At 49.3% G+C, this 26,450-nt stretch carries 24 protein-coding genes; 16 read left to right on the plus strand and 8 right to left on the minus strand.

What is annotated here, in order from left to right; all coding sequences use genetic code 11:
- Positions 1-22: 22 nt before the first annotated feature.
- The 9 genes from HWI92_RS17190 to accC all read left to right on the plus strand — a co-directional run bounded on the left by HWI92_RS17190 (position 23) and on the right by accC (position 7,062).
- Positions 23-679 (plus strand): hypothetical protein, encoded by a 657-nt coding sequence (locus tag HWI92_RS17190; RefSeq protein ID WP_204657547.1) that lies wholly within the window; start codon positions 23-25, stop codon positions 677-679.
- Positions 680-763: 84 nt separating this feature from the next.
- The gene (locus HWI92_RS17195; protein WP_204657548.1) at positions 764-1,396 is read left to right on the plus strand and encodes a NeuD/PglB/VioB family sugar acetyltransferase; all 633 of its coding nucleotides are present in this window, start codon (positions 764-766) and stop codon (positions 1,394-1,396) included.
- 79 nt (positions 1,397-1,475) lie between these two features.
- Positions 1,476-2,057 carry a YceD family protein gene (locus HWI92_RS17200; RefSeq protein WP_229248191.1) on the plus strand — a complete coding sequence of 194 codons (582 nt, stop codon included), beginning with the start codon at positions 1,476-1,478 and terminating at the stop codon, positions 2,055-2,057.
- Between the two features lie 70 nt (positions 2,058-2,127).
- On the plus strand, positions 2,128-2,322 hold the full coding sequence (gene rpmF, locus HWI92_RS17205) for a 50S ribosomal protein L32 (protein WP_204657550.1): 195 nt from the start codon (positions 2,128-2,130) through the stop codon (positions 2,320-2,322).
- A 132-nt stretch (positions 2,323-2,454) separates the two neighbouring features.
- A complete protein-coding gene (gene plsX / locus HWI92_RS17210; RefSeq protein WP_204657552.1) occupies positions 2,455-3,393 on the plus strand; it encodes a phosphate acyltransferase PlsX in 939 nt (312 codons plus the stop codon).
- 90 nt (positions 3,394-3,483) lie between these two features.
- A complete protein-coding gene (locus HWI92_RS17215; protein WP_204657554.1) occupies positions 3,484-4,479 on the plus strand; it encodes a beta-ketoacyl-ACP synthase III in 996 nt (331 codons plus the stop codon).
- A gap of 63 nt (positions 4,480-4,542) precedes the next feature.
- Complete coding sequence (efp, locus tag HWI92_RS17220; protein ID WP_204657556.1) at positions 4,543-5,109, plus strand: elongation factor P; 567 nt, start codon at positions 4,543-4,545, stop codon at positions 5,107-5,109.
- 87 nt (positions 5,110-5,196) lie between these two features.
- Positions 5,197-5,682 carry an acetyl-CoA carboxylase biotin carboxyl carrier protein gene (gene accB / locus HWI92_RS17225; RefSeq protein WP_204657558.1) on the plus strand — a complete coding sequence of 162 codons (486 nt, stop codon included), beginning with the start codon at positions 5,197-5,199 and terminating at the stop codon, positions 5,680-5,682.
- Between the two features lie 36 nt (positions 5,683-5,718).
- Positions 5,719-7,062 carry an acetyl-CoA carboxylase biotin carboxylase subunit gene (accC, locus tag HWI92_RS17230; RefSeq protein WP_204657560.1) on the plus strand — a complete coding sequence of 448 codons (1,344 nt, stop codon included), beginning with the start codon at positions 5,719-5,721 and terminating at the stop codon, positions 7,060-7,062.
- Between the two features lie 44 nt (positions 7,063-7,106).
- On the opposite strand, the gene HWI92_RS17235 is transcribed toward accC, so the two are convergent.
- Both HWI92_RS17235 and HWI92_RS17240 read right to left on the minus strand, forming a co-directional pair.
- Positions 7,107-7,478, minus strand: a complete 372-nt coding sequence (locus HWI92_RS17235) for a DUF5618 family protein (RefSeq protein WP_204657562.1) — start codon at positions 7,476-7,478, stop codon at positions 7,107-7,109.
- Between the two features lie 44 nt (positions 7,479-7,522).
- Positions 7,523-8,968: a TonB-dependent receptor gene (locus HWI92_RS17240; RefSeq protein ID WP_204657564.1), complete on the minus strand. Its 1,446-nt coding sequence runs from the start codon at positions 8,966-8,968 to the stop codon at positions 7,523-7,525.
- 112 nt (positions 8,969-9,080) lie between these two features.
- Here HWI92_RS17240 and HWI92_RS17245 point away from each other — a divergent pair, with 112 nt between their 5' ends.
- The gene (locus HWI92_RS17245; RefSeq protein ID WP_204657566.1) at positions 9,081-9,518 is read left to right on the plus strand and encodes a gamma-glutamylcyclotransferase family protein; all 438 of its coding nucleotides are present in this window, start codon (positions 9,081-9,083) and stop codon (positions 9,516-9,518) included.
- Here HWI92_RS17245 and HWI92_RS17250 read toward each other — a convergent pair.
- On the minus strand, positions 9,508-10,275 hold the full coding sequence (locus HWI92_RS17250; RefSeq protein WP_204657568.1) for a type III pantothenate kinase: 768 nt from the start codon (positions 10,273-10,275) through the stop codon (positions 9,508-9,510). The genes HWI92_RS17245 and HWI92_RS17250 overlap by 11 nt on opposite strands.
- 178 nt (positions 10,276-10,453) lie before the next feature.
- Here HWI92_RS17250 and HWI92_RS17255 point away from each other — a divergent pair, with 178 nt between their 5' ends.
- Positions 10,454-13,816 (plus strand): glycoside hydrolase family 2 TIM barrel-domain containing protein, encoded by a 3,363-nt coding sequence (locus HWI92_RS17255; RefSeq protein WP_204657570.1) that lies wholly within the window; start codon positions 10,454-10,456, stop codon positions 13,814-13,816.
- 34 nt (positions 13,817-13,850) lie between these two features.
- Here the strand turns inward: HWI92_RS17255 and HWI92_RS17260 are convergent, their stop codons facing one another.
- The 5 genes from HWI92_RS17260 to HWI92_RS17280 are packed head-to-tail and all read right to left on the minus strand — an operon-like array spanning position 13,851 to position 17,906.
- Entirely contained in the window at positions 13,851-14,420 is a 570-nt protein-coding gene (locus tag HWI92_RS17260; protein WP_229248202.1) for a YceI family protein, read from the minus strand.
- Positions 14,421-14,422: 2 nt separating this feature from the next.
- A complete protein-coding gene (locus tag HWI92_RS17265; protein WP_204657572.1) occupies positions 14,423-15,316 on the minus strand; it encodes a DUF5777 family beta-barrel protein in 894 nt (297 codons plus the stop codon).
- 13 nt (positions 15,317-15,329) lie between these two features.
- Positions 15,330-15,836, minus strand: coding sequence for a QcrA and Rieske domain-containing protein (locus HWI92_RS17270; protein WP_204657574.1), 507 nt, complete (start codon positions 15,834-15,836; stop codon positions 15,330-15,332).
- 53 nt (positions 15,837-15,889) lie between these two features.
- On the minus strand, positions 15,890-17,356 hold the full coding sequence (locus tag HWI92_RS17275) for a porin family protein (protein WP_204657576.1): 1,467 nt from the start codon (positions 17,354-17,356) through the stop codon (positions 15,890-15,892).
- Complete coding sequence (locus HWI92_RS17280; RefSeq protein ID WP_204657578.1) at positions 17,337-17,906, minus strand: RNA polymerase sigma factor; 570 nt, start codon at positions 17,904-17,906, stop codon at positions 17,337-17,339. The genes HWI92_RS17275 and HWI92_RS17280 overlap by 20 nt, the downstream gene beginning before the upstream one ends.
- Positions 17,907-18,131: 225 nt before the next feature.
- On the opposite strand from HWI92_RS17280, the gene HWI92_RS17285 reads away from it, so the two are divergent.
- The 5 genes from HWI92_RS17285 to lon all read left to right on the plus strand — a co-directional run bounded on the left by HWI92_RS17285 (position 18,132) and on the right by lon (position 26,366).
- Positions 18,132-19,937 (plus strand): ABC transporter ATP-binding protein, encoded by a 1,806-nt coding sequence (locus HWI92_RS17285; protein ID WP_204657580.1) that lies wholly within the window; start codon positions 18,132-18,134, stop codon positions 19,935-19,937.
- The gene (locus tag HWI92_RS17290; protein WP_204657582.1) at positions 19,937-21,766 is read left to right on the plus strand and encodes a MutS-related protein; all 1,830 of its coding nucleotides are present in this window, start codon (positions 19,937-19,939) and stop codon (positions 21,764-21,766) included. The genes HWI92_RS17285 and HWI92_RS17290 overlap by 1 nt, the downstream gene beginning before the upstream one ends.
- A gap of 136 nt (positions 21,767-21,902) precedes the next feature.
- Positions 21,903-23,219 carry an RIP metalloprotease RseP gene (gene rseP / locus HWI92_RS17295; RefSeq protein WP_204657584.1) on the plus strand — a complete coding sequence of 439 codons (1,317 nt, stop codon included), beginning with the start codon at positions 21,903-21,905 and terminating at the stop codon, positions 23,217-23,219.
- On the plus strand, positions 23,194-23,730 hold the full coding sequence (locus HWI92_RS17300; RefSeq protein WP_229248204.1) for a DUF6702 family protein: 537 nt from the start codon (positions 23,194-23,196) through the stop codon (positions 23,728-23,730). Before rseP ends, HWI92_RS17300 begins: the two co-directional genes overlap by 26 nt.
- Before the next feature lie 119 nt (positions 23,731-23,849).
- Positions 23,850-26,366, plus strand: a complete 2,517-nt coding sequence (gene lon / locus HWI92_RS17305; protein WP_229248206.1) for an endopeptidase La — start codon at positions 23,850-23,852, stop codon at positions 26,364-26,366.
- Positions 26,367-26,450 lie beyond the last annotated feature (84 nt).

The following is a 26,450-nucleotide window of genomic DNA, read 5'->3' on the forward strand; positions in this document are numbered from 1 at the left end:
GGATAAAATAAATGATTTTAAGATGAAAAGTAAAATTCTCCTCCTGTTCACATGCTGTACGCTCACACTCCTCAGTCACGCTATATACGCACAGGACAATGATTATTACCGCCCCGACTCACTTCGCAACGAAAATCCCGTAACCGAAGAAAAGCAGCCTGCCGAAAACCGGGAGGTCAGGGAGAAAAAACCGGAAGTGGACTTTAAACAGCTTCCTTTTATTGACAGGGTACGGCTGGGCGGCAGCTTCGGGCTCAGCCTTGGAACCGTTACGAATGTTAACCTTTCGCCTATGGCAGGCTACGAACTGACCGAAAAACTGGTAGCCGGCGTGGGACTTACGGGCATGTACTACAAGTCAAGGTATTTTGGCGTAAACCAGTTTTACTATGGCGGGCGCGCATTCCTGATGTACTCAGTTGTTCCGATGGTCAACCTCATCGGCGAGCTGGAAGCCATGAATGTGGAGACAGATACATTTACCAAATATGACGTACGCAAGTGGCTTGCCTCTCCCATGCTTGGTGCAGCTTATTCCCAGCCTGTGGGCGGCAAGTTTATCAAAGCTGTGCATTTTACGGTACTATACAACTTTAACTACAACAACCAGCTGGACGACTACGGCAACAATATTTCACCTTATGCCAGTCCTTTTGTGTTTAGGATCACATTTTTGTAAACAGCCAGGGATCAAGTTTGACCGCAGGTTTGATTTTTGATGCTTATTTAAAAAGATTTGTCAAAATCAAAACCATCGGAGAACATGGAAAATCCCGTTATCATATTTGGAGCCGGCGACCTGGGCGTTCAGGCACTCGACATTTTCAGGCGCAACAATGTACTGGTGTACGGCCTGCTTGATGATCATAAAGACCTGCATGGAAAGCAATTCGGCGAAGTAAGTGTGCTGGGCGACACAGATGATACCGGTTTCCTCAACATTATCGGTCCCAAATGCGAAGCTTTCGTAGCAATTGGTGAGCGCTCCGTGCGCGAGCGCCTGGTGGATACGCTCGTGGAAGAATGTAAATCCATGCCTGTCAATGCCATACACGACACCTCCGTCATTTCAGAGATGGCTGTGATCGGCCACGGAAATCTGATCGCAGCCCGGGTAACGATCGGACCCAAATCGGTGCTGGGACATCACTGCCTGGTGCAGACTGCAGCTGTGATTGATGCCAATTCTCACATCGGCGATTATGTCACAATTGGTACCGGCGCGATCATCAACGACCGTGTACGCCTCGACGACGGTGTTTTTGTGGGATCGGGTGCAATCATTGTTTCAGGCATTACCATAGGTAAAAATGCGCGTATCGGTGCGGGTTCGGTTGTTGTTGAAAACGTACCTGCTGGCGCAACCTACTTCGGAAATCCAGCCCGAAAAATCTGAATTTCACAGGAAAACGTTTGATCTGCCATTTCAACAAAATTGAAATGCAGCTTTTTTATTTTAGGTAAACGCATTACCTTTGCACTCCTTTTTGATAGAGAAAGTGAAAGAGCTAAGTAAATACAACATAGACATTTACGGTTTGGAGGACAAACAGTATGACTATGACATGGAATCTGGCGATGCTTTTTTTGAAGAACTGGAACAGGATCTTGTTGAGCACGGACGGTTCAAAACACACGTTGTTCTGATCAAGTCGGCCACCATGATACAGCTGCGATTCCACATTGAAGGGGAACTTACCCTGACCTGCGACCGCAGCCTGGAACCGTTTGATGAGCATTTTGACATTAATGAGCGCATCATTCTCAAGTACGGCGACCACAATGAGGAACTGACTGATGAGATTGAGATCATTAACCGGAATACGGCAAGGGTGAATGTAGCAAACTACATTTTTGATTTTATTGCCCTGTCGCTGCCTGTCAAGAAAATACACCCTGACCTGCGGACCGACGAGGACGAAAGCGATGAAGAAGGAGAAGATGGCATTTTGGTTTACTCTTCCGAAAGCACCGACGACGTTCCTGAAAGTGAAGATGATGCTCCGGTTGACCCCCGGTGGGAAGCCCTGAAAAAGATCAAGGGCAACGACAATTGAATATCATGGCAGCAATGCCACATATTACCATAAATAAAAACAGCATATTAACATTAGAACATAAAGTATCATGGCACATCCTAAACGGAGACATTCCAGTACACGTCGCGACAGCCGCAGAGCGCATGACTTCCTAACAGGAAAGCAATTGACAACTGACTCAACAACCGGAGAAATCCACCAGATGCACCGTGCACACGTTCACGAAGGCAACCTGGTTTACAAAGGAAAAGTTGTAGTTGAAAACTATACCAAATCGGTTTAGTTTCAGTCGATGAGTGTATCCGTTTCGCAGCAGCCCTATAAAAGTTGTTGCGAAATTCTTTTTTACTACGGCACATCTGCTAAATTTACACCTTCGATTTCGTACATATTTGTCTAAAATAACTGCGTGTAAATGAAAATTGCGGTAGATGCTATGGGGGGAGATTTAGCTCCGCAAGCAATTGTTGAAGGGGTTATCCAAGCCTCTTCCGAACTACCATCAGAAGCGAGAATCGTTTTGATTGGCCGCGAGCGTATCATCTGGGACATTTTTAACCAGCATAATTTCACTCCTGTTAATATCGACGTAGTTCACGCGGAAGATATTATCGAGATGGGCGAACATCCTACCAAAGCCCTCTCCCAAAAACCAAATTCCAGCATCGGAGTAGGGTTTAAATTACTGAAAGAAAGAGAAGTAGATATTTTCTGCAGTGCGGGCAACACGGGTGCCATGCACGTGGGAGCCCTGTTCAGCATCAAAGCGATTGAGGGCATTCTGCGACCTGCCATTGCGGGGTTTGTACCCCAGGTAGGCGGCGGCTACTCCATCATGCTTGACATTGGTGCCAATGCCGACTGCAAACCGGAAGTACTTGCCCAGTTTGGTGAGATCGGCTCTATTTTTGCACAATATACCTTTCAGGTTGAGCGCCCCAGAGTGGCGCTGATGAACATAGGGGAAGAAGAACAGAAAGGCTCCCTCACTTCCCAGGCAACCTATCCTTTATTAAAGCAGAACAAACGCATCAATTTTATCGGTAATATTGAAGGAAAAGACCTTTTTACCAATAAGGCCGATGTCATCGTAACTGATGGTTTTACAGGAAATATCCTGTTTAAACTGGGTGAGTCCCTTTATGAAATATCCAAAAAGAGGGGCTTTCAGGACGACTTTATAGATCAGACCAATTATGAGTCTATCGGAGGAAGTCCTATCATCGGTGTCAACGGCAATGTGATGATCGCACACGGAATTTCCTCGCCGCTTGCTATTAAAAATATGATCGAGTGGGCTTACAAGCAGGTCAAATCCAAGGCATATTTGCATATTGCCCAAGCCCTGAACTGATTTTCTGAGACCGACAACCACGTTAATGAGTAAGCAGATACTTTCTTTTTTACCAAAGTCTATTCGGATTTTGAATAGTTAATTTTTATCATGACCCAAATCAAAGCCGCTATAACAGGGATACAAGGGTACGTACCTGATTATATTTTGACGAATGCCGAACTGGAAACCATGGTGGCGACGAGTGATGAATGGATTGTTAGCAGGACGGGCATTAAAGAAAGGCGTATTCTCAAAGGAGAGGGTTTAGGGAGTTCACATATGGGAGCGGAAGCTGTGAAGGGCCTCCTCGCCAAAACGAATACACGTGCTGAAGAGATTGAGCTGCTGATCTGTGCCACTACCACGCCAGACTACGTGTTTCCCTGTACTGCCAATCTGATCTGTGATATGGTCGGTATCCGCAATGTGGGCAGTTTTGACATACAGGCAGCCTGCTCGGGCTTTGTTTATGCACTTACCCTCGGTTCTCAGTTCATTGAAACCGGAAAATATAAAAAAGTCATTGTTGTAGGATCCGACAAAATGTCGGCGATCGTAGACTATACAGACCGCAAAACATGTGTCCTTTTCGGGGATGGTGCCGGTGCTGTACTCTTGGAACCCGATACCGAAGGCAATGGAATCATTGACTCCATTATCAGGTCAGATGGCGCGGGCGCTCCTTACCTGCATCAGAAAGCCGGCGGTAGCCGCTACCCACCCACCCACGAGACCATTGACAAGGGCTGGCATTATGTTTTTCAGGACGGCTCGCAGGTTTTCAAATTTGCCGTGACCAATATGGCCTTCATTTCAGCCGAGATCATGGAAAAGAATGGGCTGACCGGCGACAACGTAGCGTGGCTCGTGCCGCATCAGGCCAACAAACGCATTATTGAGGCCACAGCCAATCGCATGGGCGTAGGAATGGACAAGGTGATGGTAAACATCCAACATTATGGAAATACCACTTCTGCAACCATCCCGCTTTGCCTCTGGGACTACGAGTCACAGTTGAAAAAAGGTGACAACGTAATTCTGGCAGCCTTTGGCGGCGGCTTCACCTGGGGTGCTATGTACCTCAAATGGGCATATAACGGTTGATAGGGCCGCTACCAGCAAGCAAAGGCCTTATTTTACACAAATACAATTAATATCATTTTCAAAATGGCAACTACTGCAGATTTGCGTAACGGATTGGTGATCGATTTTAACCACGATCTTTTTCAGGTGATCGAGTTTCAACACGTGAAGCCTGGAAAAGGAAACGCATTTGTCCGTACCAAAATAAAAAGTCTGACCACCGGCAAAGTGCTGGATAATACGTTTTCGTCCGGCGCAACCATTATTCCTGTGCGGGTGGAGAGACATAAATTCCAGTTTCTTTACAAAGATGAAGTAGGTTATAACTTCATGAATTCCGAAACTTTTGATCAGGTACTGATTGACGAGAAACTGGTAACAAATGCGGATCTGATGAAAGAAGGACAGGAAGTTGAAATCCTGATCAACACAGAAAACGAAGCTCCGCTCACCTGCGAGCTTCCGCCATTTGTTGAGCTTACCGTAACTTACTCCGAGCCCGGATTAAAAGGAGACACTGCCAACTCGCCCAAAAAAGCCATTGAAGTGGAAACAGGCGCTCGGATCATGGTGCCTTTATTTATCCAGGAGGGAGAGAAAATCAAGGTAGATACGCGGACTTACGACTACGTTGAAAGAGTAAAATCCTGACTTTAAATACATTTAGGCATTATTTACTCTTAAAAGATAACCCATAACGTTCCGGCGGTTTAAGCTGCACCGTTTAAATTTGACTACATGGAAACCAGAGAAATTCAAAAATTGATCGACTTCATCGCCCAGTCGGGCCTTGATGAAGTGAATATTGAAACAACTGATCTCAAAATCAAAGTAAAGCGTTACGGCACTGCTCCGGCAGCTCCGCTTGGCGCTCCTCAGGCGATTGTTTCAACACCGTCTTACTCCGCACCTGCACCAGCTGCGCCTCTGGGCCAGTCTGCACCTACGGAGGCGGCACCTGCTTCGCCTGCATCAGCATCCAACCTGCTGACCATCAAATCGCCTATGATCGGCACATTCTACCGGGCATCAAACCCTGAAACTCCTGCATTCGTGAGTGTAGGTGATGAAGTGAAGCCGGGCAAAGTTGTATGCGTGATTGAAGCGATGAAGCTTTTCAACGAAATTGAAAGTGAAATTTCAGGAAAAATTGTAAAAGTACTGGTTGAAAACGCGACCCCTGTTGAGTTTGACCAACCGCTGTTCCTGGTTGAGCCTGTATAAGGCATAGGTTGGTCTGTAAAACTTAATTGAACGTCAATGTTTAAAAAAATACTCATTGCCAACAGAGGTGAGATCGCCCTGCGCGTGATCCGGACATGCCGGGAAATGGGGATTAAAACCGTAGCAGTGTATTCCACGGCTGATCGCGACAGCCTTCATGTCCGCTTTGCAGATGAAGCTGTATGCATTGGCCCTCCCCCGAGCCGCCAGTCTTACCTAAGCATACAAAATATTATCTCAGCCGCCGAAGTTACCGGCGCTGATGCCATTCACCCGGGCTACGGATTTTTATCCGAAAACGCGGAATTTTCGCAGATCTGTGCGGATTATGGCATCAAATTCATTGGTGCTACCGCTGCTCAGATCAACTCGATGGGCGACAAGGCTACTGCCAAAGCAACCATGATCCAGGCCGGTGTTCCGGTAGTACCTGGTTCTGAGGGCCTGCTGGAATCTATCGAGCAGGGCAAAAAGCTGGCAGAAGGCATTGGCTACCCCGTCATCGTCAAAGCAACTGCCGGTGGTGGCGGACGTGGGATGCGGATCATCAACAAGCCCGACGAATTTGAAAAAGCCTGGAATGATGCGCGTACCGAATCGGCCGCAGCTTTCGGGAATGATGGTCTTTATCTTGAAAAGTTTGTAGAAGAGCCCCGCCATATTGAAATTCAGATCATTGGTGACCAGTATGGAAAGGTTTGCCATCTTTCTGAACGTGATTGCTCCATCCAGCGCCGTCACCAGAAGCTGGTTGAGGAAACCCCCTCGCCCATTATTACCCCGGAATTGCGGGAACAAATGGGCGCCGCTGCGATCAAAGGTGCACAGGCGATCGGCTACGAAGGTGCAGGTACCATTGAATTTTTGGTAGATAAGAACGGCGACTTCTACTTCATGGAAATGAATACCCGTATTCAGGTAGAACATCCTATTACGGAAGAAGTTACTGATTTTGACCTGATCAAGGAACAAATTAAAGTAGCTGCGGGAGAACCCATATCAGGCGTGAACTACACCCCTAAGCTATATGCAATGGAATGCCGCATCAATGCCGAAGATCCGGGTGCGAGCTTCCGTCCTGCTCCTGGAAAGATTACCAACCTTCATTTTCCGGGTGGTCACGGTATCCGCATTGACAGTCATGTTTACAGTGGCTATACCATTCCGCCCAATTACGACTCCATGATCGCCAAGCTGATCGTCAGCGGACAGTCACGGGAGGAAGTAATTACCAGGATGAAGCGTGCATTGCAGGAATTTGTAATTGAGGGAATTAAAACGACCATTCCCTTCCACATCAAGCTGATGGACGATCCTGGATTCAAATCGGGCAACTTCACAACCAAGTACCTCGAAACTTTTGATTTCAGTACCCTATAAAAACAAGAAAGTCGGCGCTGGCCGACTTTCTTGTTTTTAAACCTTTACCTGATCATTGCAAACATCTTTTGGGTCACGTCCAGCCCCTCCCGAATCGTTCGTACAGACGGAGTTCCATGGTAATATCCTGCCAGGTGCAGCGTATCGTAAGCTTCATTGAGGTACGACAGCATGGTTTTGTTATGCTTGCGCAAACGATCCCTGTATTCTTCAATACTTTTGGGTTTCACAAACCTGGCACCTTCCTTCCGTTTGAGGTATTCGTCTGCAATCATCAAAGCAGCATTGTACGCCGTGCCCGAAGCCATTTGTACATATTTGATGTCGCGGTATTCATTTCCGGCCTTATCAGCCTTGGTACTCAGTATTTCGCGGGCATTGGATAAATAGCGGTCAATTTCGGGATGATCATTCATGTGTATAGTTTTTAGTAAAATCAATACTTCTCCGAAATCCGCGCCTAATCCTGTAACTGGACTTCCGGGGTAATGTTACTTTCCTCAGCGGGCAAGCCAAAAAGCGATTTTTCACGAATGATGTGCGCCACATTCTCGGGTACCAGCTTATCCCAGCCGGGCTCGCCGCGCTTGATTTTTTCTAGCACGCTGTCGGTAGTAATATGCATGTGCTCCTTATTGTAGTTTACAATATCCGCAATTTTATTGTTGATGATCAGATATTGGAACAATGGTCTGAGATGATCAGGGATGCGGAAATTTTCGCAACTATACACAGAGCCATCCGGCTGCAATGTGGGATAAATAAACAGCTTGACCTTGCGGCTGAAAAGCGTCGCAAATGATTCCAAAATGCCTCCCGGCAGGAACTCATAATGCTTTTCGTCAAAAATATCCTGCAAACTCGGACTGCCCAGCAGTAATCCTGCTTTCAGCTTCGAAAGACGCGACAGGTAAGCCACCAGCCGGTAATATTCGTGGTGATTCGAGATCATTACCATGTGCCCGAGCGAACACAGGATATCCACACGATCGAGAAAATCCTTCTCATCAATATCCTTGTCCCCCGATTTCAGATTATGTAGCGTAAGCTCGGAAATAAGTACAACCTTCGATTCGTCCACATCAGGCTCGGCCAGAAATTGCTTCTGCCCATTGCTGATCAGATCGATATGCACATTCGTGATCGGACGAAGCCGCCCGCGCATCATCAGGATGTGTTTTTTATAAAGTGCTTCGGATGGCTGCAGTACGCCTCCGTCCGCCCCGAAAAGAGCCGCATCGGTAAATCCGTTTCGCACCAGGCGCAGGCTCATCAGCCGGTTATCAACACCCTCGAAATCGGGACCACTGAACCGGACCATATCAATCTCGATCCGGTCCGTTGTGAGGTCGTCCATTAAGGAGAGCAGCAACGTTTCGGGCGAGCTGTAATAGAAAAAACAACCGTAAATGAGGTTTACCCCAATAATACCCAATGCCTGCTGCTGAAGGACATTTTCATCATCGCGCATACGCACGTGAATCACCACAAAGTTGGTCGGCCCCATGGGCGACAGCTGGAATTTAAGCCCAATCCATCCATGTGACTCATTGGTTTTCTGGAAGTTGAGCGCTACTACAGTATTGGCAAATGCAAAGAAGTGACTGTCCTCACCACGCTTTTCTGAGAGCCTCTTTTCCACCAGGTTGTACTCGCGGTTCAGCATCTTCATCAGGCGCGACTCCACCACATACCGGCCGCCCTCTTCTGTCCCATATATTGCATCACTGAAAGTCATATCGTAGGCAGACATCGTCTTGGCTACCGTGCCCGAAGCACCCCCTGCCTTGAAGAAAAAAGCCGCTGTTTCCTGCCCCGCTCCTATCTCCGCAAAAGACCCGTAAATCCTGCGGTCCAGGTTGATTCTCAATGCTTTTTGTTTCGTACCCAGATTCTTTTCGTACATAACTGTAACTTAGTAAGTTGAAAAGCCTATTTGTAAATATAAGAATAATACCACCTTTTACTATAACAGTAGGCAGCGGTTTATATTTCAGGATCGAATAATTCTAAAACAAATGCCAGGCCCGAACAGTGTCGCGGACACACCCGATCTGCCCCAATACTTGTTTGTTTACGGCACCTTGATGCGCGGCTTTGCTAATCTTTTTGCCCGCAAACTTGAAGAAGAAGGTACTTACCTCAGTGCCGGATCCATGCCCGGCAGCCTTTATCTTGTTGATTGGTACCCGGGTGCGATCCGGGATGAGAGCAGCATTTCGAAGGTATACGGAGAAGTGTTCAGATTGCATGCGCCTGATACGCTGCTTACTGAGCTCGACGAATATGAAGATGTTTCCGAAGATGAAAAAAGCAGTTTGTACCTGCGCAAAAAAGTGGACATTACCTGCGACACAGGCGATCAGCTGCTTTGCTGGACATACCTGTACAACCAGCCCGTACACACCCTGTCGTTATTGAAAAGCGGCAACTTCCGCGACTGGGTCAAGCCCTGACACGCTCTCCGATGATCCGCAAACCGTCCAGCGTCAGTAGCCGGTCGATCTCGACAAATTCACCTTCCAGCGTATCGATAATGGAAGACAGGCCGCCGGTGGCTACCGCAATGCATTCACCGCCCAGTTCCGCACGGATGCGTTGCAGCAATGATTTCACAAGACCTTCATAACCCAGCAAAATACCGGCCTGGATCGCTTCTGTGGTATTTTTCCCGATAGCCGTAGCAGGAAGCTGCAAGGGTACTTCGGGAAGCTGGGCAGTGTTGGCAAACAATGCTTTTACAGCCGTCACCAGTCCCGGCAAAATAGCCACACCCAATATCTGGCGGTCTTTTGACACTGTAGTAAATGTGAGCGCCGTCCCGAAATCCACTACCACACAGTGCTGGTTGTACCTTGACATCACTGCTACTGCATTAGCGATCAGGTCTGCACCAATTTCGTGGGGATGGTCGATGGCAATATTCAATTCGGGAAAAATATCAGGACCTACCACAACTACCTCGTCCCCGAACATGGCGCGAAGCGTTTTGAGGATTACGGGTGTGAGGGCTGGCACCACGCTGCTGAGTACAACGGTTTCCACATCGCCATACCACAGCCCTGCTTCCAGGAAGTGCAGGCGCAGGCGCGATTCATAATGAGATTCATTTTCCTCTACCAATGAGCGGGTACGCCAGATGTATTCCCAATCGCCCGACTGGTACAATCCGAAAACAGTATCCGTATTGCCAACATCAACAGCCAACAGCATAGCTCAGCAATTTCGTGAGGCGGCAAATTAAGGGCATTCTCCTGATAAAACTTCAGCAGGCGTTTATTTGCGAGCGGTTTATTTTTGAATATATCTAATTTTAACCCGGAAATGACCGGCAGCCCTCCCGGCAGGATGGTCGTAAAAATCCTTAGTTACTGCATATCAACCTACTACAATGCATTCATGCATACACTACCGGCTTTGGGCAGTTACATTCGTGCTGCTGTCGGCCGTCAATTCGATACGTGCCCAAACCACCCCCGAGTGGCAGGACCCGCAGGTAATCAGCGTCAATACCGAGCGCCCGCGTGCTGACTTCACTCCTTATCCCGACGAGAAAAGTGCATTGGAACGACTACCGGCCAGTCCGCTGGTACAATCCCTGAACGGTAACTGGAAATTCAGGTGGGCTTCCCACCCTTCCAAGGCATTAAAAAACTTTTACGATCCCGCTCTGTCCGACAATGGCTGGGACAACATGCCGGTGCCTTCCAGCTGGCAAATCGTGGGTGCCCGCGAAAACCGCCCCTATGATCGCCCGGTTTTTTCCAGTCCTACTTACCCGTTTAAACCCAATCCGCCGCGCATTGACAGCGATACAAATGCAGTAGGCATGTACCGGACTACCTTCACGGTCAAAGACGATGTGAAATCCCGGCAATTTTTCCTGCAGTTTCAGGGTGTACAATCCGCCTGCTACGTGTGGCTGAACGGTGTAGCGATCGGGTATCATGAAGATGGTATGACGCCGTTTGAGTTTGATATTACGCAGGATGTAAAAGCCGGCATCAACCACCTTGCCGTGGAGGTAATCAACTTGTCGGACGGCAGCTACCTCGAAAACCAGCATAACTGGCGGCTTGCGGGCATATTCAGGGATGTAAATCTGCTGGTACTGCCCAAAGTTGTACTCGCCGACTACCATGTAAAAACGCAGCTGGATGCATCGCATGAAAATGCGGTTCTGAGGCTGAGTGCATTTGTGAAAAACTACGGGGATACGCCCATTTACGCCCACCAGGTACTGTTTACCTTGTACGATGCTGCCAAAAACGTGGCAGTACCCCCGGTTAGCCAGATGGTAGGTACACTGGAACCGTTTAAGGAAGCAGCGCTCCGGCTCGAAGTACCCGTACCGAACCCCGCCAAATGGAGTGCGGATCTGCCGCAGCTGTATACCCTCACGATCCAGCTCATGAATTCAGACGGGAAGGTACTGGAAGTTGCAAGCCAGCGGGTGGGATTCAGGGATGTAAAAATAAAAGGCGGACAATTGCTTGTAAATGGGAAAGCCATCACGATCAAAGGCGTAAACCGCTATGAATCGGACCCTGAAAACGGACGCACGCTGAGCCGCGAAACCATGCTCCGGGATGTTGTCCTCATGAAGCAGCACAATATTAATGCGGTGCGCACTGCGCATAACCCCCATGATCCGTACTGGTACGACCTGTGTGACGAGTTCGGATTGTACGTGATGGACGAAGCCAATATTGAAAGTAGTGGGCCGTGGAATAAAAACATTGGCCTTGCCGACAATCCGGATTGGAAGCCGGCCTTCCTGGCGCGTGGTAATGCCATGATGGAGCGTGACAAAAATCATCCTTCTATCATTATCTGGTCTTTGGGACATGACTCGGGAATGGGCAGCAACTTTACCGCCCTGGCCGACTTCATCAGGCTGGCAGATCCTACCCGGCCGGTATTTTACGATGAAAAAAAAGACGCAAAACCCACGTCCCTCAACAGCTTTGACATCATATCCGGCCCGAATCCCGGCATACAGGATATGCAGGAGCTGATCAAAAAAGACAAAACACGGCCCCTTATCCTGGGTGAATATGCACGGGCTGCCGGCAATGCATTGGGTGGCCTGAAAGCCTATTGGGATGTCATCGACAAATATCCTTCCATGCAGGGCGGTTTCATCAGCAGCTGGGCAGACCAGGGATTGAAAATGAAAAACCCTGACGGTACATTCTACTGGGATTATTTTAATCAGTCTGATAATGACCATGCAGACAATGGTCTGGTAACACCCGACCGCACGCCGCAGCCTGAGCTTTCAGAAGTCAGGAAGGTTTTTCAATCTGTGCGTTTTGATGCACCGGATACCTTGCGTAATGGAGAAAAAAATATCACGATCAGTAACCAGTACGACTTTTTGTCAATGCAAAACTTCGAGCTGGTGTGGTCAGTACTGGAAAATGGGAAGATCATTGGTAAATCAAATACCCTGACCAACCTGCCCACGGCGCCGAAACAAAAGCAAACCTATGCGATACCCTATGAAGTTACCCGCAAACCCGGAGCAGAGTACTTCCTCAATCTCAGCCTGCGCCTGAAAGAACCTACCCCCTGGGCAGCAAAGGGTTTTGAAGTAGCCTGGCAGCAGATCCCGATCGCTAATACCAGTCCGGAGAAACCGCAAATCAGCCTGTACCAGAACCGTCCGTTGCGCATTACGCAGGTAAGCTCGGGCAGGGTCATGGTTTCGGGGCAGGACTTTTCCGTAACCATTGACAAAAACACAGGAGGTATTATTTCATTTAAAAACAAAAAGGAAGAAATGCTGGAAAAAGGCTTCCGGCCGTCGTTTTGGCGGGTACCCGTTCGTAATGACGTGTATGGAGGCACCGGTAGTATGGCAGCACGCTGGCACAATGCCGGCCTGGATTCGCTGAACGTTGCTTCATCCAGCATGCAGACCCGGCGGATCACAAGCCAGGTATACCGGGTGGAAATCAGGCAGCAGCTCCGCGGGTTGAAGGGTGAAACTAGTGTAACATCAATCTATACCGTGTATGCATCCGGCGATGTACATGTGCAGTACAGCTTTGGCGGAAGTACAGGTGAGTGGCCCTCACTGGCCCGTATTGGCGTCCAGTTTCAAATGCCTGCCGCTTTCAACAAACTCCAATGGTATGGAAACGGCCCCTACGAAACCTATGCCGACAGGAAAGCTAGCGGAAAAATCAGCGTATACAGCGGCTCTGTGGCAGAGCAGCATTTTCCATACATCTCACCCCAGGAAAATGGAAAAAAAACGAACGTTCGCTGGGCAGCGATCACCAATGCTGAAGGAACAGGACTGGCCGCTGCAGCCGATTCGCTACTGAGCATTAACGTGCACGACTACACCGCCAGCGACCTGATGCTTTCCGAAAAAAAAGGGGCTGTACTCGCCAGGAATACGACCACGAGCGTCAATCTGGACCTGGCACAAATGGGATTGGGAACTGTTACTGGCACCGGGCAAACAGTGGAGGAGCGTTACCAGCTTCCTGCCCGCAGCTACACTTACGGATTCCGCCTCAAAGCGATTGAGAGCGGACAGGATATAAGCCAGCAGTTTAACAATACATTGCCCTATCTGGCTCGTGGCGCGTTATCGGCACAGGTAAGTGCAGACGAAAGTACTGTGGAAGAAGAATCATTGGAAGAGGAAGAGCCGGTACGTAAAACCGTTGTAAGAAAAGCAGCCGTGCGCAAAGCTCCCGCGCGTAAAAGAAAATCAGGCCGCAGGAGGAGACGGTAAAAATAGCCTGCCGGCATTGCCGGCAGGCGGGCCCTTACTTTTTGTAAGGAGTCAAAACATATTGCGCTTTCACACTGATGACTTGGGCTATCTTTACAAATACTACCTGGGGCACTTCAATCTTGTGATCGGTCAGGGCCACGTCGAAATCGGAGCTGATGGAGATTTTGCCCCCTTCTACCTTCACTTTCCCTGCTATGCTGCGCTCTTTGGTCACTCCATGCACGGTAAACTTGCCGGTGGCAGTGACGTCGTACGTTCCGTCTTTGGTATAGTCGGGCGCCTTGTCCACCTTTCCGCTGAACGTGGCGACCGGATACTTTTCCGACTCAATGTAGTTTTCATTGAAATGTTCCTGCATAAGCTTGTTGGGAAAAACAAAGTCACGCATGTTCATCCGGATGGCTAGCTCATTGCTGCTGGTATTGAGGATCGCCTGTGATTTTTTGTTTTCCGCATTGATATTTTCAAGTGGTGTCTCGGACGAAAAGCGTGTAACCCCCGCATTCGTTGCAAACATTCCTCCCTGTGCCTTAACCTGTCCGCAGGACAAAGCAATCGTGACCATGGTGCCGGACACCATGCCTAAAATCCGCAGTTTCATGATCAATACGTTTTACCTGACCCTTTACTTTTTTTATCAAAACTGAAAGTCCGGGAAATATTAAAGCCATAATGAATATCTCCCTTGCCCCAGGTACCGGTAGTTTCTCCTATAAATTGCTGCTCGATCATACCCAGGGAGTTGGTGAAATGCAGCTGGAAAACGTGCCCGCCTGTTTCAATATCCACCCCGAACGACATAGAATCATGATAGGGCGCTGTAATCGTGTTTTTTTCCCGGGCCGTCCAGAAGTACTCTCCATTGAGCGACACCCTTTTCGACAATTTGTACCGCCCTCCAAAGCCCAATGCAAGCAGTACTTTTTCATCTCCCGTTACTACCGGATGGTTGCGGTGCAGGTAAGTAGGTGATAACTGCAGTGAAAGCCGCTCTCCGAATTTTCGCGCAATGAGTACCTGCGCCGAGTACGTGATCTTGTCCTGAAATACGAGTTCCTTGTTCAGTGTAGCTGCTGTGAGCCCACCAAAAAGGGTAACGGATACGGGTATACTTCCTGCGCCGGTACTTTGCTGAAGCAGCTTGAATTTGGCAAAAGAATCATAAACTTTCTGGGAGGTGCTGCGTCCGAGCCCAATCATAAAACGATCCGTAAGCCCGTACTCAAATCCGAGGCGCATCGTAGCCTGATCGAGACCAAAGAACTGGTAAGCCCCTGAATTCAGCCGTCCGAACCGGTGTGAGATCCGGAAGTCCATGTGATTTTTTTTCATTGTTTCAACAGAATGCCCATTGACGATCCGGGTGGATTTAAATGTGGCTGTTACCGGCATCCTGGTTGCACTATCCTGCTTTGAAAGTTCTCCCAGCAGATCATCCTGTGCAAAGGATGCAGTTGCCGAGCATATAAAAATGAAGATCAGACGGAGTGATTTCATGCGTGTTCAATGGTTAAGCTTTAACGGTCAGTGTATTGCCGTCGGTCGACAAAGTGGTCTTATAGGCTGTGAGCGGCGCGGCTGCCGGACCCTGCTCCACAGCACCGGTCGGTGAAAACTCCGAATTATGGGAGTCGCAGAATACATCATTCTGCGCCGTACGGTAACGTACCGTCGAGCCCTGGTGCGTGCAGGTCTTGGACAAGGCAATGTAGGAGCTGTCCGCCGTGAATGCTACCAGCACGTCGCCGATCACACTGTACTGGCCGGCCGTTTTAAGCTTGCTGTAAGAAGCGTGAGTGAGATCAATGCTGAAGTTAACAGCATTGCCCGAGGCAGTTCCGCTGATTCCATTGGTAAAGCCGCTGCCGGTGCCGGGAACCGGCTCAGGATCTTCCTGATCGGTACCGCAGGAGGTGAGTGTACCCATGCAGTAAAAGGCCATCAGGGCTGAGGTACTGAGCCCGAAGCTGCGCAGGAACTCGCCCCTTTTCATGCTTTCTTCCTTGGTGATTTTCATAGTGATATAATTGAGTTAATAGTAATGAGTAGTTGAGCAGGAAGAAGCGGATCTTATCTGAAAACTGGTGTATACCGGAGGGAGATCCAGGCGCCTGTCGTCAGCAGGTTAACCTTGCCGTAACCCACACCTTTGAGCGGTATGCGTACATAGGGCTCTGCCAGAATGGACAGCTTGCGGGTAATGGAACGCTCGTAGCCTATAGAGGCATTGAGATGACTGAACAGGAACAAGCCCGTTTTCCCCTGCCAACCTGACTTTTGGCCATGCACATAATCCTTATAATGGTAGATGTATTTCTCTTTCTGTGCATAATAGGAGGAGAACCCGCTGCTGGCAAACCATCTCGAATGCGCCTTTTGAGCGAGATCATACCGTATGCCAAGCGGAATCTCGAACATCGTGCACATGCCGTCCACATCATAAGGCGTGTTAACAGCTGTAACGTAGTCATAGAATTCGTACTCGCCTGCACCGGCAGAGTAATCCTTTTCACTTCGTACCACCCCGGTCTGCAGGTACAACTTCTTGCTGATACCGTATTCAAACAGCAAAGAAAAAGCTTTCCCTACCCTCGTAAGATTGTTAAATCCAACTGTTGTCAGATCCGGCGAGTACCCCACGCGCACAGCCCATTTCGGCGATAGGACGGCCGGCCGCTCCTGTTCACTTGCGCTGGAATCCTGCATCTGCCCCGCTACCGGTTTGATCTCCACCTCAGGTTCACGCATAGTCCACACAAGCGGCCTCGCCCGCAACATATCCGCACTTACCAACACCCGCTCAACTCTCAAAGCACTATCCAACGCCACCCCCTCAACTCCAACCCCCATTACACCTCTCTTCACATCCTCCATTCCTCCCCTCTTCCCTTCATCCCTTACTCCATTCCTCCCTTCCTCCATCTCTCCCTTCTTCCGTTCCTCCCTATCCCATACCCTTTTCCGAGAAGGAATGTCCGAAATAATTAATGCCCCGTCGCCTCCTCCCGCTTTGGAGCGGTCGGGCTCCAAGAACACTCCGCCTGCCTCAGACCGGCCACGGGGCAATATTTTTGATTTACGCACCAATGCTGTGGCAGGAGCTGCATTGCCGGCAGCAGGCCGTCCGGATTTCAACTGCGCTGCATTAAGCTCTGCTTTTTCATGGGCGGCCGGGGCATGCTCCGGTTTGGGTGCTTTTTCCGATGTTACGGTTGCATCCGGTGCCGTGTGCTTTTCAGCCTGTTGCTGTTTTTCGGCCGGCTGTTTTTCTGCCAGGACGATGGCAGGCCTTCCATTGCCGGCTTCTTTCCGGTCTGTATTTTGAAACAAATAATACATCAATATTCCCGCAGGAATCAGCAGCGCAAGCAGCCCGGCGGGCCACCATTTACGAAGCCATCCTCCCACAGTCCTCCCATCATGCTCGTCGAGGCGACTTCTGAGGGCATTCCAGTCATCTGGTTCGTACTGCGGATCAAGCTCTTCCGATGACTTTCTGAAGAGCTTGTCCAGTTCGTCATCTGGCAACTCTATCATAATCGTCAACTTTGATTTTGGATAACATTTCTCTCAATTTTTCTCTTGCACGCGACAAGTTTGACTTTGACGCTCCAACCGTAATCTTCAGTTGTTCTGCAATTTCTTCGTGTGTATAGCCGTCAATGACGTACAAACTGAAAACAATGCGGTAAGAGGGGGTTAGCTTCTGTATCAGCGCTACCAGCTCATCATGAGCCAGCTTGCTGATCACCGTTTCGTCCACGGACACCTGCTCTGCGGCTTCCACATCATCCATTACATCCCTGCGCACTTCCTGCCGGTAGTGGTCAAGGGCTGTATTGATCATGATCCTGCCCAGCCAGGTTTTAAAAGGACGGCTTGAATCAAAACTTTCAAGCTTCGTAAAAACCTTAAAAAAACCGTCGTTGAGTATTTCCTTTGCTTCTTCCCGGTTGCGTGTATAGCGTAAGCAAATGCTCATAGCATAGCCGTAGAACTGTTTATACAACAGCTCCTGACTGCGGCGGTTTTTTTGTAAACAGCCGTCGAGTAGTTCTTGAAGAACGGCGGAGTTATACTCGGGCATGCTATTCGTTTTTTTACTAGTACGTACGATGCTCGCCGGAGGTTGCTTGAACACCTCAAACAATTTCAACTTTTTTTTAACCTTCCGCAACAAGCCTGGGCAGCTACCCGGCAACCACACCCAAAAGGCTCGCTTTTATTAGCTACTTTTGGCCTGAGGCCGCATACCGGACAAAGGTTTTTTCCGCCTCGTGCGTCTTATACCATACACGATCTTTATATTACAATGAGTGAAAAAAAATACGGGACCGATGCCCCCCTTGCCGTCAGGAAAATCAGCTGGGAAGGTTTGCGGATCACACTGGATATCTTTGGATACCTGCGCCCCTATCGCTGGCGGTTCTTCATCGGGATGATCTTTCTGGCTTTGTCCACAGGTACTTCGCTGGCATTTCCCAAGCTGGTAGGCAGCATCATTGAAGTCATTGAAGGAAAATCGCCCTATACCATCAATCAGATCACACTTTTCCTTTTTGTGGTGCTGATCTGCCAGGCGGTATTTTCATTTTTCCGCATTTACCTGTTTACGCAGGTGAGCGAAATGGCCATGACCAACATCCGCTCGGATGTTTTCAGTAAAATTATTACGCTTCCCATCAGCTTTCTGGAACAGCGGCGGGTAGGCGAGCTCACCAGCCGCATTACTTCCGATGTCTCCCAACTGCAGGGACTGCTTTCTTTTACCCTGGCTGAAATTTTCCGTCAAATTGCCACGCTGATCGTCGGGATCTCCATTCTTTTTTATACTTCCTGGAAGCTCACGCTGTTTATGCTTGCCACCTTCCCGCTCCTTGTGATCGCCTCGGTGTTTTTTGGGCGGCATATGCGGCGGCTGTCCAAGATCGCCCAGGATGAGCTGGCGGCTGCGAATGTGGTGGTGGAAGAAACATTACAGTCCGTGAATGTGGTAAAGGCATTTACAAATGAGCCGCTGGAAGTAAACCGCTACAAAACCATCCTGCAAAGAGTAGTAGACCTGTCGCTATATGCGGCCAGGTTCCGGGGCGGGTTTGTTTCCTTCATCATTTTTGCATTGTTCGGCGGCATTGTGGGTGTGGTGTGGTACGGGGCAGGGCTGGTGCAATCGGGTGAGTTTGGACTGTCGGACCTGTTTACATTTATTTTGTACACCACTTTTATAGGCGCCTCTATCAGCGGTATGGGCGACTTGTACGCGCAGCTCAACAAAACTGTGGGAGCATCCGAGCGGATTTTTGAAATTCTGAAAGAAACACCTGAAATCGACCTGTCGGTAATAGACAATCCTGATACACAGCGGGTACGCGGTGAGATCATTTACGACAATGTACATTTTTCATACCCTTCCCGCTCCGACCTGACGGTACTAAAAGGCATTTCCTTCCATGTGCGTGCAGGTGAAAAAGTTGCGCTGGTCGGGTACAGCGGTGCGGGCAAATCTACCATTGTGCAGCTGCTGATGCGTTTTTACGATTTTCAATCGGGTGAGATCAGCATTGACGGTCAGTCAATTACTTCCTTTGGCATTTCAGAACTCAGGAAAAACATAGCCGTCGTTCCGCAGGAGGTAATGCTTTTCGGGGGGACGATTTATGAAAACATTGCATACGGAAAACCTTCGGCAACACGGGATGAGATTTATGATGCGGCGCGGCGTGCGCATGCGCTGGAATTTATCCTTTCTTTTCCTGAAAAGTTTGAGACCGTAGTGGGTGAAAGGGGCATCAAGCTCTCCGGCGGCCAGCGGCAGCGCATTGCCATCGCACGGGCGATCCTGAAAGACCCCAAAATCCTGATCCTTGACGAAGCCACCAGCTCGCTGGACGCAGAGTCGGAAAAGCTGGTACAGGTAGCATTGGATGAATTAATGAAAAACCGGACTACGATTGTCATTGCTCACCGCTTGGCGACCATTCGTAAAGTAGATATGATTTATGTGATCCGTGAAGGTAAAATTGCAGAGTCAGGTACGCACCAGGAGTTAAGCCTGGTGGACAACGGATTGTACGCCAACCTGATCAGATTGCAGTTTGAAACCGCCGAAGACCTTTAATGGAGCCACACAGCATAAGCACATCCCCCCGGGATTTTTTTGAAAAAGAACTAAAAGAAGCCCGGCAGCTTGAACAAGCCGCTGCGCTCCGGTTCAACCAGCTTGCAATCCTTCGCCTTGCTGTGTTTGCGGGCATTCTGCTGAGCATCTTTTTATGGAACCGTACAGGCCAGCCATTCTGGGGTATCGGTGTTGCAGTATTAATTCCCGTATTTCTGTGGCTGATGCGCCGGCAGCAGGTGACGCGGCGCGAGCGTGACTTCCGGCACAACCTGGCCGCTGTGAATGAAGAAGAGCTTGAACGCCTTGAATACCGGTTCATCAGAGCAGATACGGGTGTGCAGTTTCAGCAGAAAGACCATGCATTTGCTTCCGACCTTGACATTTTCGGTGCATACTCACTATACAAGCTGCTCAATCATACGCGCACAGCCGAGGGAAGCCGCAGACTTGCCCACTGGCTGCTGAACCATGCTGAGCCGGATGAAATAGCGGCCCGCCAGCAGGCCGCCTCGGAGCTGAGCCGTCATCCGCATTTTGTACAAACCTGGGAAGCCACGGCATTGCTGCACAAAAATGCCGCCGGACAGGTAAGCGAGTTCCGGGCGTGGACGTCTGAACCGCTCCCGCATCATCTCGAAAAAGCATTGCGCTGGCGCTGGTGGAGCGTTGTAACCCTGACCATCGCCGCACTGGCTATTTTTCACATCCTTCCCGGTTGGACAGTCGTTCTCAGCCTGGCACTGCACCTGGTGATTTTGAGACAGTTTCAGGCAACAATCGCATCTGTAACCAATCGCACGACTGCTCTCGGACAAACCCTGGTTGCTTATGCCGACCTGCTCAAACTGGCCGGTGATGCGCCATTCAGCGCGGCTTGGTGGTCTGTGCGCAGAGAAAAATTTGCAAATGCGCCGGCTGCACTCCAAGAGGCCGGCACGTGGTTTGGCCGGCTGGATTACCGCAACAATCCCTTTTTTGGCATACTCGTGGGAATACCGGTCTTCTGGGACCTGCATTGCCTGGCTGCGCTGGAGAGCTGGAAAAAACAACATCAGACGCATCTGAACGACTGGCTGGACGTACTCGCCGATGTGGAAGCGATCGGCAGCCTGGGAGGCTATGCATTTGCAAATCCGGCCTGTGTTGCTCCTGAGGTAACCCGTATGCCGGAAGTACGCATTGCAACCCGTGACATGGGCCATCCGCTGATTCCTGCCGGAAAACGTGTAAGCAATAGTTTTGATATGGAAGGTACAGGGCATACGGTACTGGTGACAGGCTCCAATATGTCGGGAAAAAGTACATTTCTGCGTACCCTGGGTCTCAATATTGTGCTGGCGCAAATGGGTGCAGTTGTTTCAGCTGTATCGTTTACTTGTACGCCTCTGCGCGTTTTCAGCAGCATGCGTACCCAGGACTCCCTGGAAGAGAGTACGTCCTCATTCTATGCAGAATTAAAGCGGCTGCGAAGCCTGCTCAAACTGGCAGCAGAGCCGGGCGGCAGTCCGGTGTTTTATCTGCTGGACGAAATCCTGAAAGGTACCAACTCTGCCGACCGTCACCGGGGAGCAGAGGCGCTGATCCGGCAGCTGCATACCAGGAATGCATCCGGATTGGTTTCCACGCACGATCTTGAACTGGGAGAGTGGGGAGCGACCGAGCGCTTCGTGCACAACTTTCATTTCCGGTCCGATGTGGAAGATGGCCGGCTGCACTTCGACTACCGGCTGCATGAGGGCATTTGCCGGAGCTTCAATGCCTCTGAACTGATGCGTATGATGGGCATCGACATCGATCTGACGACCGGAGCAGGCAGGGGTAATTAAGCTGCATATTCTGACGTTGTCGGGTTATTACGTAACTTTACTGAGCACATTTACGTTTACAGTACTAATTGCCCAAACCCTCAGGGTGCTTAGGTATCAGTTTCAGATCATTACAATTTTAGAAAAGAGAACCTGAATGGAAGTATTAATAATGGCGGGACAACTCATACTGGGTTTGTCCATTTTGGTAGGTCTGCACGAGTGGGGGCATATGGCCGCTGCGAAAATGTTCGGGATGCGGGTTGAAAAGTACTTCATCGGTTTTCCCCCAAAGATATTCAGCATACAAAGAGGTGAAACAGAATACGGTATTGGCGCTATTCCGCTGGGAGGATTTGTAAAAATTTCGGGGATGATCGACGAGTCGATGGATACCGAGGCCATGAATAAGGAGCCCCAGCCCTGGGAGTTTCGCTCCAAGCCGGCCTGGCAGCGGCTGATCGTGATGCTCGGCGGTATTTTTGTAAACGTGATCGTCGGTATCTTTATCTTCATCGTCATTGCCTACCACGAGGGTGAAAAGTACCTTTCAGTTTCCGAAGTCAACAAGCATGGCATTGTAGCCGGTGAGCTGGCGCAGGAGATCGGGTTGAAAACGGGCGATAAAATCATTCGTGTGAATGGAAAACCCTTTTCCAACTTCAAGGAAGTCGTGAGCTCGGAAGTTTTCCTGGGCAGCAACAGTTCCTATACGGTCGACCGTAATGGCCGCGAGGTAGAAATTGATATTCCGAATAACTTTATCGAAAAACTTGCAGACCCTGAGGAGAAAGGCAACTTTATCCTTCCCGTGGAGCCTTTTGTAATCGGCGAGCTGGTTCCTGACCTTCCTGCTGAAAAGGCTGGTCTCAAAACAGGTGATAAGGTAATTTCCATTAACAATACACCGGTACCGTTTTTCCATAATCTGCAAGCCGAGCTGCAAAAGCTGAAAGGCCGCAATGTAACGCTGGTAGTGGATCGTGGCGGCGAACGCAAGTCACTGCCGATGCAGGTGTCTCCCGAAGGTACCATCGGATTTTATCCTCAATCCCAGCTGAAATATACGTCTGTGGAATTCACATTGCCGCAGGCTATCAGTGAAGGAACAGAAGAGGCTTTTGCAGTGGTTTACAATAACCTGAAAGGTTTTGGTAAAATATTCAGGGGAGAAGTTTCACCGTCGAAGGCACTGAGCGGCCCGATCGGCATTGCCCGGATGTTCGGCGGTGTTTGGGACTGGTCGCGTTTCTGGCGTCTTACCGGTCTTCTTTCCATGGTACTTGCATTCATGAATGCATTGCCGATCCCCGCGCTGGATGGCGGGCATGCGGTCATATTGTCCTACGAAATCGTTTCAGGACGCAAGCCTTCCGACCAGTTCCTTGAAAATGCCCAGAAAGTAGGGATGGTGCTCCTGCTGGGTTTAATGGCCTTCGCGATATTCAATGATGTTTGGAAAGCAGTTTTCTGATAAAAGAAATAATGGGTTTCTGAGAGGAAGGTTCTTTGTGATTATTGCCGTCCTCTCTCTCCCATTTCTCCTGGCTGCTTCCCTACACGAATACCACGTCAGTGTAACCCAGATGCAGTACAATCCTGCTCAGAAGGCTTTCGAAATCAGCATCCGCATCTTTACGGACGATCTGGAAAAAGCATTGACAGAAAGTGCAGGGCAGCGTATTCTCGTCAAAAATGGTGACAAAAATGACCCGCTGGTAGAGCGGTACATCCGGAAATCGTTTGTACTGACGGATGGGACCCGCAAGCCTGCGGCTTTGCATTACATCGGAAAGGAACAGGAGGAAGACGCTACCTGGGTGTACCTCGAAATTCCTTATCAGGGAACACTCGCCGGTTGTCGTCTTCAAAACAGTACCTTAATGGAAGTGTTTGACGATCAGGTGAATATGACCAATGTCAAATTTACTTCCGAAAAGAAGACCTACCTCTTCAAAAAAGGTCAGACAATACACAATTTGTAGCAAAACGGCAGCTGTCAGGCAAGACGCTGGCATGGCTATTTTGTTTTACAATCCCTTTCTTCGGAAATTGATTATTTATATATTGGGATATGATTATCTGTCAATTTGACAGAACGCCTATGAAATTTGAACCTTCTGATTTATATAGTCGGCTGCTGATGTCCGATTCGGACATGGATAGCTTAGAAATTGTGCCATTGGGTGGACCGGACGGGTCCGATGAGCCCTTCGAACTTCCGAATGAACTTCCCATATTACCTATCAGACAAACTGTTCTCTTCCCGGGAATGGTAATCCCTGTGACCGTAGTACGCCAGAAAGCAATTCGTTTAGTCAAAAAAATATACCGCAACTCCGACATCAACCAGCGGATCCTCGGTGCTGTAACACAGGCTGCTCCCAACAAGGAGGACCCCACTGCGGAGGATTTGTATAACATCGGTACGGTTGCGCAGATCCTGAAAATGATCACCCTGCCGGATGGCAACGTGACGATCATCGTACAGGGAAGGCAGCGTTTTGAAATCATGACGGTGGTGCATGAAGAGCCTTATCTTACCGCAGAGGTCAAATCCATTGAAGATTTATTTGCAAGTCCCAATAAAAAAGAGTCCAAGGCATTACTCCAGTCCCTGCGTGACGGAGCGCATAAGATCATGCGCCTCAACCCTGAAATTCCTCAGGAAGCCCGGATCGCACTTGATAATATTGAAAGCCCGATTTTCCTGATCCATTTTCTTTCTTCCAACATCAATGTGGAAGTCGCTGACAAGCAAAAGCTGCTTGAAGAAAGAAACGGTCACAAACAAGCTACCCTGCTGCTGCAATACATGATGCGGGAGATTGAAATGCTGGAACTTAAACGTGAGATCCAGACCAAAGCAAGCTCCGACATTGATCAGCAGCAACGTGATTATTTTCTACGCCAGCAGATCAAGGTACTGCACGACGAGCTTGGAATGGACAGTCCCGAGCGCGACCTGGACGAAATCAGGCTGAAAGCTACCCAGAAAAAGTGGCCGGACACCGTGCGCAGCCATTTTGAAAAAGAGCTCAGTAAGTTACAGCGCATTAATCCCATGGCACCCGACTACCCGGTAACGCTCAACTATCTTGAAACCTTGATAGAGCTTCCGTGGGGGCATTTTACCAAAGACAATTTTGACCTGGTACGCGCTCAGAAGATTCTTGATGCAGACCATTTTGGTCTTGAAAAAGTAAAAGAGCGTATCATAGAGTACCTCGCAGTGCTGAAACTGAAAGGTAACCTGAAAGCACCGATCCTTTGCCTGTATGGCCCTCCGGGCGTAGGTAAAACTTCCCTGGGCAAGTCCATTGCAAAGGCGTTGAACCGGGAGTACATCCGCATGGCGCTGGGCGGTGTGCACGACGAAGCTGAGATTCGCGGTCACCGCAAGACATATATCGGTGCGATGCCCGGGAAAATCATCCAGAATATCAAAAAAGCAGGCTCAGGTAATCCCGTTTTTATTTTAGACGAAATTGATAAAGTAAGCTCCGACTACCGGGGCGACCCTTCTTCGGCTTTGCTGGAAGTGCTTGACCCTGAACAAAATGCTTCGTTTACGGACAATTACCTGGAAGTGGAGTATGATCTTTCAAAAGTGCTTTTTGTAGCGACAGCGAATGGTCTGGATACGATTCATCCCGCCCTGCGCGACCGGATGGAGATCATTGAGATGACCGGTTATACCATTGAGGAAAAACTGCAGATTGCCAAAAGGTACCTGCTTCCCAAGCAGCGCAAAGACCACGGGCTGAAATCCAATGATATCAAGCTGGAAGACGGTGCATTGCTGCGCATTATTGAAGGATATACCCGCGAGTCGGGCGTACGGAACCTGGAACAAAAGATCGGGACGGTAATCCGGAAAGTGGCGAAGTCTGTGGCGATGGAGCAGGAGTACCCGCGTACGATCAAGGCGGCCCAGATAGAAAAGTATCTCGGTGCAGAGATCTTTGATAAAGACCTTTACCAGGATAATGACTTTGCAGGCGTGGTTACCGGGCTTGCATGGACTTCCGTAGGCGGCGAAATATTATTTATTGAAACCAGTCTCAGCCGCGGCAAAGGTAACCTGACGCTCTCGGGTCAGCTGGGTGATGTGATGAAGGAATCGGCCGTAGCTGCCCTCTCCTACCTCAAAGCCAATGCCGACCGCCTGGGTATCGATTACCGCATTTTTAACTATTACGATCTCCATGTGCACGTACCTGCGGGTGCTGTCCCCAAAGACGGACCGTCTGCCGGTGTCACGATGGCTACTTCCATGGCATCTATATTTACGCAGCGGAAAGTGAAGCCGTACATTGCGATGACCGGAGAGATTACGCTGCGCGGCAAGGTGCTGCCAGTGGGCGGTGTGAAGGAGAAAATCCTTGCAGCACGCAGGGCAGGTGTGCGGGAGATTATTCTTTGTATCAAAAACAAAAAGGATGTGGAGGAAGTACCTGCCAACTACATCAAGGACCTTAGTTTCCATTATGTAGACCAGGTTGATGAGGTGCTGAACATTGCATTGCTCCCCGAAAAAGTAAAAAATGCAACGCAGTTTGTTTTTCCCGACGAGAAGAAAGAGAAGGAAGAAGCCGGCTACGTAACCCTTGGGGTATAGATTTTTATAGGACATACAAGAAAAGAGACGCTTTCGGGCGTCTCTTTTGCTTAGGGGTGGTTATTTGGAAAAACCGTCCCATAT

The organism is Dyadobacter sandarakinus (genome assembly GCF_016894445.1).
In the GTDB taxonomy this organism is placed as follows: domain Bacteria; phylum Bacteroidota; class Bacteroidia; order Cytophagales; family Spirosomataceae; genus Dyadobacter; species Dyadobacter sandarakinus.

What these genes read in the sequence shown, in the direction of transcription:
- HWI92_RS17190 (WP_204657547.1), top strand. Translation starts at nt 23, where the DNA reads ATGAAAAGTAAAATTCTCCTCCTGTTCACATGCTGTACGCTCACACTC.
- HWI92_RS17195 (WP_204657548.1), top strand. Translation starts at nt 764, where the DNA reads ATGGAAAATCCCGTTATCATATTTGGAGCCGGCGACCTGGGCGTTCAG.
- rpmF (WP_204657550.1), top strand. Translation starts at nt 2,128, where the DNA reads ATGGCACATCCTAAACGGAGACATTCCAGTACACGTCGCGACAGCCGC.
- plsX (WP_204657552.1), top strand. Translation starts at nt 2,455, where the DNA reads ATGAAAATTGCGGTAGATGCTATGGGGGGAGATTTAGCTCCGCAAGCA.
- HWI92_RS17215 (WP_204657554.1), top strand. Translation starts at nt 3,484, where the DNA reads ATGACCCAAATCAAAGCCGCTATAACAGGGATACAAGGGTACGTACCT.
- efp (WP_204657556.1), top strand. Translation starts at nt 4,543, where the DNA reads ATGGCAACTACTGCAGATTTGCGTAACGGATTGGTGATCGATTTTAAC.
- accB (WP_204657558.1), top strand. Translation starts at nt 5,197, where the DNA reads ATGGAAACCAGAGAAATTCAAAAATTGATCGACTTCATCGCCCAGTCG.
- accC (WP_204657560.1), top strand. Translation starts at nt 5,719, where the DNA reads ATGTTTAAAAAAATACTCATTGCCAACAGAGGTGAGATCGCCCTGCGC.
- HWI92_RS17235 (WP_204657562.1), bottom strand. Translation starts at nt 7,478, where the DNA reads ATGAATGATCATCCCGAAATTGACCGCTATTTATCCAATGCCCGCGAA.
- HWI92_RS17240 (WP_204657564.1), bottom strand. Translation starts at nt 8,968, where the DNA reads ATGTACGAAAAGAATCTGGGTACGAAACAAAAAGCATTGAGAATCAAC.
- HWI92_RS17245 (WP_204657566.1), top strand. Translation starts at nt 9,081, where the DNA reads ATGCCAGGCCCGAACAGTGTCGCGGACACACCCGATCTGCCCCAATAC.
- HWI92_RS17250 (WP_204657568.1), bottom strand. Translation starts at nt 10,275, where the DNA reads ATGCTGTTGGCTGTTGATGTTGGCAATACGGATACTGTTTTCGGATTG.
- HWI92_RS17255 (WP_204657570.1), top strand. Translation starts at nt 10,454, where the DNA reads ATGCATTCATGCATACACTACCGGCTTTGGGCAGTTACATTCGTGCTG.
- HWI92_RS17260 (WP_229248202.1), bottom strand. Translation starts at nt 14,420, where the DNA reads ATGAAACTGCGGATTTTAGGCATGGTGTCCGGCACCATGGTCACGATT.
- HWI92_RS17265 (WP_204657572.1), bottom strand. Translation starts at nt 15,316, where the DNA reads ATGAAATCACTCCGTCTGATCTTCATTTTTATATGCTCGGCAACTGCA.
- HWI92_RS17270 (WP_204657574.1), bottom strand. Translation starts at nt 15,836, where the DNA reads ATGAAAATCACCAAGGAAGAAAGCATGAAAAGGGGCGAGTTCCTGCGC.
- HWI92_RS17275 (WP_204657576.1), bottom strand. Translation starts at nt 17,356, where the DNA reads ATGATAGAGTTGCCAGATGACGAACTGGACAAGCTCTTCAGAAAGTCA.
- HWI92_RS17280 (WP_204657578.1), bottom strand. Translation starts at nt 17,906, where the DNA reads ATGCCCGAGTATAACTCCGCCGTTCTTCAAGAACTACTCGACGGCTGT.
- HWI92_RS17285 (WP_204657580.1), top strand. Translation starts at nt 18,132, where the DNA reads ATGAGTGAAAAAAAATACGGGACCGATGCCCCCCTTGCCGTCAGGAAA.
- HWI92_RS17290 (WP_204657582.1), top strand. Translation starts at nt 19,937, where the DNA reads ATGGAGCCACACAGCATAAGCACATCCCCCCGGGATTTTTTTGAAAAA.
- rseP (WP_204657584.1), top strand. Translation starts at nt 21,903, where the DNA reads ATGGAAGTATTAATAATGGCGGGACAACTCATACTGGGTTTGTCCATT.
- HWI92_RS17300 (WP_229248204.1), top strand. Translation starts at nt 23,194, where the DNA reads ATGATGTTTGGAAAGCAGTTTTCTGATAAAAGAAATAATGGGTTTCTG.
- lon (WP_229248206.1), top strand. Translation starts at nt 23,850, where the DNA reads ATGAAATTTGAACCTTCTGATTTATATAGTCGGCTGCTGATGTCCGAT.